Below are 5,193 nucleotides of genomic sequence, written 5' to 3'. Positions count from 1 at the left end.
GGTGAGTTGGTGGGTTAGGGCGAGGCGGAGCCTCTGGATCTGCGTTCCCAGGCAGAGCCTGGTAACGAGGGAATCGAGGGTGAGTTGGTGGGTTAGGGCGAGGCGGAGCCTCTGGATCTGCGTTCCCAGGCAGAGCCTGGTAACGAGGGAATCGATGGTTGGTTGGTGGGTTAGGGCGAGGCGGAGCCTCTGGATCTGCGTTCCCAGGCAGAGCCTGGGAACGAGCTAAATGAGGTTTTTGACTCCCCACTCGACCATCCAAGGAACCGGGTTTCTGCGATTATTCTGGCATCTTCACGCCGGATTTTGTTAAGAAACCTGGTTTCTGACTCGTGCGCGATCGTGAGCTTTGAGCAAACTCCCCGGATCGGGCCCAGCGGGGATAATGCAGCCGGGATTCAGCGGGAACAAATTGCCGTAATAATCGCGCTTCACAGCCTCCAAATCGCAAGTCCCAGCAACTCCCGGTAACTGGTACAAATCGCGCAGATAAGCACCCAAATGCTCGTAATCTTGAATGCGGCGCACATTGCATTTGAACAAGCTGTAGTAAACGGCATCAAAACGGAATAGAGTAGTAAAAAGTCGCACGTCTGCTAATGTCACCCGATCGCCACACAGGTAACGACTCCTCAAGAGCGATCGATCGATCTCGTCTAAAACAGCAAACAATTCACTACAAGCCGAGTCATAAGCAGCTTGAGATTGCGCGAAACCGCAGCGATAAACGCCGTTATTCACCGATTGGTAAATCTTCTCATTCCACTCGTCAATTTGCGATCGCAAATCCAGAGGATAAAGATCCATTTGAGGATTGCTAGCAAACTCGTTAAACTCCGAGTTTAGCATCACAATAATTTCCGAACTCTCGTTATTGACGATCGTCTTTTTCGAGTCATCCCACAGCACCGGCACCGTACACCGCCCCTGATAGCCCGGTAAAGCCAACTGGTAAAGTTCCGGCACCGTATTGCAGCCAAAAGTTTCCGACTCCATCACCCACATTCCCCCTTCCGAGGGATAGACAAGAGACACAGATATGGCATCTTCAAGCCCTTTGAGCGCCCGCGTCACCAGAGTGCGGTGCGCCCAAGGGCATCCCGTACCCACGAAGAGGCGATAGCGTCCCGCAGCGGGCCCGTGAGGGTTGTCTGGTGCAGTGCTGACAAAGTTGCGGAAACTGCTGCTGGGGCGAATGTATGCTCCCGTGCGATCGGGCGGCGCTAGTTTTGACATCATTAATTGCCACATTGATGTCCAGACAAATTTACCTAGCTTGACTGTTACGGATGAAGGAAGCGATTTGTTTTTCACAATGCGATTAAAAGAGGTTTGCTAAACATAATTCGCTTATTTTAACTCACATTGCGATCGAAGTTTTTTCCCTCGTCCCCAGGCTCTGCCTGGGAACGCATATTTAGAGGCTTTGCCTCGCTGTTCGCTGTTTTCCCTCACCTGAGAACGAGTTTTCTAGGATCTGCCAGAGGCTATTTCAGCATAAGCTCGATCGATCAATCGGCGAGCAACCGTCTGAATTCCCGTATGTTCGTAATAATTGGTACTCATGTCTAAAAACGCCGCCACATAATCCAATTTGTCATCAGTAACATCAATGTATTGCTTGAGATGGCCTAAAACTATGGCGGGAGTTAAGCCGCGAGACTGTACTAAATTGTTCATCCAACCTTGCGCTGAGGCGAAAGTAGTTGTCACAAATCCGAACTTTTGTGAATTATTGGCGCCGGGAATTAGGTTACTGATATTTTGGAATGTTGAGTTTTGCTGCAAGGTGGAAGGATTCAATCCGCCTATCGTATTTTGTGCTACTCTAATGAAGTCCGGGCCAAGGGGAATTAAACCGTCAGCACACACTAATGCAGCCATCCGCATCAGAGATTCGCCTTTGTAATGAGATAAATAATTACCAAAGCTTCCCACATTGTCAAGAGAAATATTGTTAAGTTTGCAGTAGGCAATTAGCTCGATCGCCACTTTGACGCACAAATCGATCGTTTGAGTTGTGTCAGCTTTGGGAGTGAGGCGGTTGAGAAAGGAAAGAAAGCCAATGTTTTCGCCGATTTTATTCGCCATAGCCGTTGCACCTAACGCACTGTCGGCGCTGTCTGCTAACTGGTAAAGCCTGACTACGCCTTGATATGGCTCATTGGGGTTAGCGTAAAGCTCGATCGCGCGATCGCGAATTTTCTCAACTAATTTGCGCTTTGTTTCCCCTGTCAGCGCTTGAATAGTATTATCAAAACCCGTGAGATTGTTCCACGCCCCCGGAACCACAAAATCGAGGGATTTGAGCATCATCACAGTGACGCCACCCGACGGCAAATTGTCAACCAATTCCACAATAGACTTGCTCATCACAAACTCCTGAATAGCCAGATTTAAAGTGTTCTTCCAAATACTCCAACTGCGGCAAATCCGATTCCAGATTCCAGATAAATTCCCCAGAACTTAAATAAGTAAGCACAATTAAATATTACACGACTAGAGCCTGTTTTGCAATCCTCTGAGCTTTTCTCTCTTCTCTAACTCTGCGTTCTCTGCGCCCTCTGCGGTTCATTAAAAAAAGTCTTTTCCACAAAACATTTGCATTTCACTCGCCAGCACAAAGTTAAGTTTCATTATATAGATAAATCAAAATCATCGCACTGTGTTAAAATAGATGGCGCAAAATAGAAAAACATAAAACATGACGGTTGCAGTTAACAAAAATCCGGGATTAGCCTCGCGTTTAGTAAATGGCGTACTCTCCATCAAGCCTTTAGCTAATCTAGCCAAGCACCAAGCGCGGGAAATGATGATAAAAAGAGGAGAAAAAATCGGAGTGCATTGGCGACAAGAATCGCAAGCACTTTTGTCCAGGAATTGGGATGCAGAATTGCTCAGCGTCCAAAATCCCGATCTTGTTTACCCGAAATATTATCTAACTTCATTCCACGCTTATGAACAAGGTAACATGAGCTGGGAAGCTGCTACAGAAGTAGAAGTTGCCGCCCGTACAGTTCACGCCACAATTTGGCCGGAAGCGGGTGCAGAAGGCGATGCAAAACTCCGCGCCAGCTATCACGAAGTCATCAAATCTAAGATTGCTTCTTCACCGCAAGATATTGTGGATTTGGGATGCAGTGTGGGATTGAGTACGTTTGCTCTTGGGGAGGTTTACCCGGAAGCGAAGATGACTGGGGTGGAGTTGTCGCCTTATTTTTTAGCAGTTGCTAAATACCGTTCTCAACAGCGAGAATCCCAATCTTTAAATCAAAAATCTCCGACTTGGGTTCACGCTGCTGCTGAATCTACTGGTTTGCCTGCGGCTGCTTTTGATTTAGTTTCTATTTGTTTAGTTTGTCACGAATTGCCGCAGAAAGCTACTAAAGAAATATTCCGGGAAGCGAGGCGTTTGCTGCGTGTTGGCGGACATTTGACAATTATGGATATGAATCCTCAGTCGGAAGTTTATGCCAAAATGCCTCCTTATATTTTGACTTTGCTCAAAAGTACGGAGCCTTATTTGGATCAGTATTTTGGGTTGGATATCGAGCAAGCTTTAGTTGATTCCGGTTTTGCACAGCCGACAATCACTTGCAATACAGTCCGACACCGCACTATTGTTGCTGAGGCAATAAACAGTCGGGTTTGATGTTGGAAAAATGTTGGCGGCCGATGACACTTAAAAAGTTGATTCGACCGCAACTGCGGTATAATAGAGACGAACCTAGAAGGTTATAGGTATGACTCCGGTATCCGAAACACAAGCGACTATTATCCGTACAGAGCGAGGACTGACGATTTCAGGCACTCGACTGACTCTATATGATGTTATGGATTTTCTGAAAGCTGAGTATTCACCAAAATTGATTCGTCATAAATTTAACCTCACGGACGATCAAATTAACGCTGCTATGTCTTACATTGAAGCAAACCGCGCTCAAATCGAAACAGAGTATCAACAGGTATTACAAACAAGAGCAGAAATTCGCTCCTATTGGGAAAATCGCAACCGCGAACGGTTCGATCGCATTGCAATGATGCCACACAAGCCCGAACAAGAAGCTCTCTGGGCAAAACTTGAGGAGCAAAAAGCGAGACGTGTCGCACAGAAACAATGACTTTCCTAGTTGACTACAATCTTGACGGCTATGCTCTTCTTTTGCTCGGAATTTTGACAAAACTCGGCTGGCTTGAATTCGTGTCGATTCGATTTGTCACTTTTAGGGAAGCTGGACTATCGATGGACGCTAGCGATCGTTTGGTTTGGCGTTATGCTCAAGAAAATCAAATGATGATACTCACAGCCAACCGAAACATGAAGGGTGAGGATTCACTTGAACAGGTGATGCGTGAGGAAAATACAGCAGATTCGTTTCCTGTATTGACAATTACAGATATCGATCGCCTTGACGAATTTGACTACCGAGAGCGATGTGTTGAGCGTCTTGTTGAGATTGTTCTAGACGTTGACAATTATATGGGAGTTGGTCGGTTATTCATTCCGTGATATCGACATCAATTTACCTAATTCGATCGCAACTGCGGTACAATTAAGCGTTAGACAGCAGTCTGAGCTAGAACATTTTAATAAAATCCTAAAAGAAGGACATCTTCATGAATCCGACAGCCCCCTCTGAAAACGTCATCAATTGTTTGCACGTTATTTTGGATGCCACTGCATCGAAAAATTACGAGCTTTTTACCACAGTGGGCGATGCAGGCTACAAAGCGAGCATTACACCACAAATGTTTGACGCTGTTAGCGAGCAGCTCGCTTCACGCCTGCAAAAAGGATATTCAATTACTTATTTTGGTGAGATAAAACAAGGTAATAGTCCGATTTATTTGTGGAAGCTGAGTTTTGAAGATGGTGGAGATGAATTTGTGGCACACATGACTATGAATGGAGACAAAGTTGCTGGGATTTTCATCGAATAACACATCTTTCTTGACCGAAAGCATCCAGGATACAAGCCCCCGGATTCATCCGTCCAGAAATAAAAAACTTGTATCCGATGAACAAGCCCCCGAATTTATCCGTGGGCTCAATGCTTCAATTCTTTAATCTAAAATCTAAAATCTAAAATCGATTGACACGGTGTTTCACTCTCATCTAAGGAATGAGAATTAAATAACTTCCACTCTTGAAAGTGGGATGGGCGTCCCGCCCGTCCTTTTTGGACGGGCGGG

The 5,193-nt window shown here is 45.9% G+C and carries 6 protein-coding genes; 4 read left to right on the top strand and 2 right to left on the bottom strand.

What is annotated here, in order from left to right; translation table 11 throughout:
* Window positions 1-309: 309 nt before the first annotated feature.
* The gene (locus QUB20_RS27050; RefSeq protein WP_333251085.1) at window positions 310-1,251 is read right to left on the bottom strand and encodes a glutathione S-transferase C-terminal domain-containing protein; all 942 of its coding nucleotides are present in this window, start codon (window positions 1,249-1,251) and stop codon (window positions 310-312) included.
* Window positions 1,252-1,470: 219 nt separating this feature from the next.
* Window positions 1,471-2,373 carry a hypothetical protein gene (locus tag QUB20_RS27045; protein WP_333237661.1) on the bottom strand — a complete coding sequence of 301 codons (903 nt, stop codon included), beginning with the start codon at window positions 2,371-2,373 and terminating at the stop codon, window positions 1,471-1,473.
* 331 nt (window positions 2,374-2,704) lie between these two features.
* On the opposite strand from QUB20_RS27045, the gene QUB20_RS27040 reads away from it, so the two are divergent.
* The 4 genes from QUB20_RS27040 (at window position 2,705) to QUB20_RS27025 (ending at window position 4,941) form a co-directional block, all read left to right on the top strand.
* Window positions 2,705-3,652 carry a class I SAM-dependent methyltransferase gene (locus tag QUB20_RS27040; protein ID WP_333251069.1) on the top strand — a complete coding sequence of 316 codons (948 nt, stop codon included), beginning with the start codon at window positions 2,705-2,707 and terminating at the stop codon, window positions 3,650-3,652.
* A 91-nt stretch (window positions 3,653-3,743) separates the two neighbouring features.
* On the top strand, window positions 3,744-4,121 hold the full coding sequence (locus QUB20_RS27035; RefSeq protein WP_333251067.1) for a DUF433 domain-containing protein: 378 nt from the start codon (window positions 3,744-3,746) through the stop codon (window positions 4,119-4,121).
* Window positions 4,118-4,510 carry a DUF5615 family PIN-like protein gene (locus QUB20_RS27030; RefSeq protein WP_333237655.1) on the top strand — a complete coding sequence of 131 codons (393 nt, stop codon included), beginning with the start codon at window positions 4,118-4,120 and terminating at the stop codon, window positions 4,508-4,510. Before QUB20_RS27035 ends, QUB20_RS27030 begins: the two co-directional genes overlap by 4 nt.
* A 107-nt stretch (window positions 4,511-4,617) precedes the next feature.
* The gene (locus QUB20_RS27025) at window positions 4,618-4,941 is read left to right on the top strand and encodes a hypothetical protein (RefSeq protein ID WP_333138580.1); all 324 of its coding nucleotides are present in this window, start codon (window positions 4,618-4,620) and stop codon (window positions 4,939-4,941) included.
* Window positions 4,942-5,193 lie beyond the last annotated feature (252 nt).

Origin of the sequence: Microcoleus sp. B4-C2 (assembly GCF_036705265.1) — a bacterium.
In the GTDB taxonomy this organism is placed as follows: Bacteria; Cyanobacteriota; Cyanobacteriia; order Cyanobacteriales; family Microcoleaceae; genus Microcoleus.
This window is presented reverse-complemented; position numbering and strand designations above follow the sequence as displayed.

Bases quoted from the DNA above. Each gene is read 5' to 3' on its own strand.
- QUB20_RS27050 (WP_333251085.1), bottom strand. From the start codon at position 1,251: ATGTGGCAATTAATGATGTCAAAACTAGCGCCGCCCGATCGCACGGGA.
- QUB20_RS27045 (WP_333237661.1), bottom strand. From the start codon at position 2,373: ATGAGCAAGTCTATTGTGGAATTGGTTGACAATTTGCCGTCGGGTGGC.
- QUB20_RS27040 (WP_333251069.1), top strand. From the start codon at position 2,705: ATGACGGTTGCAGTTAACAAAAATCCGGGATTAGCCTCGCGTTTAGTA.
- QUB20_RS27035 (WP_333251067.1), top strand. From the start codon at position 3,744: ATGACTCCGGTATCCGAAACACAAGCGACTATTATCCGTACAGAGCGA.
- QUB20_RS27030 (WP_333237655.1), top strand. From the start codon at position 4,118: ATGACTTTCCTAGTTGACTACAATCTTGACGGCTATGCTCTTCTTTTG.
- QUB20_RS27025 (WP_333138580.1), top strand. From the start codon at position 4,618: ATGAATCCGACAGCCCCCTCTGAAAACGTCATCAATTGTTTGCACGTT.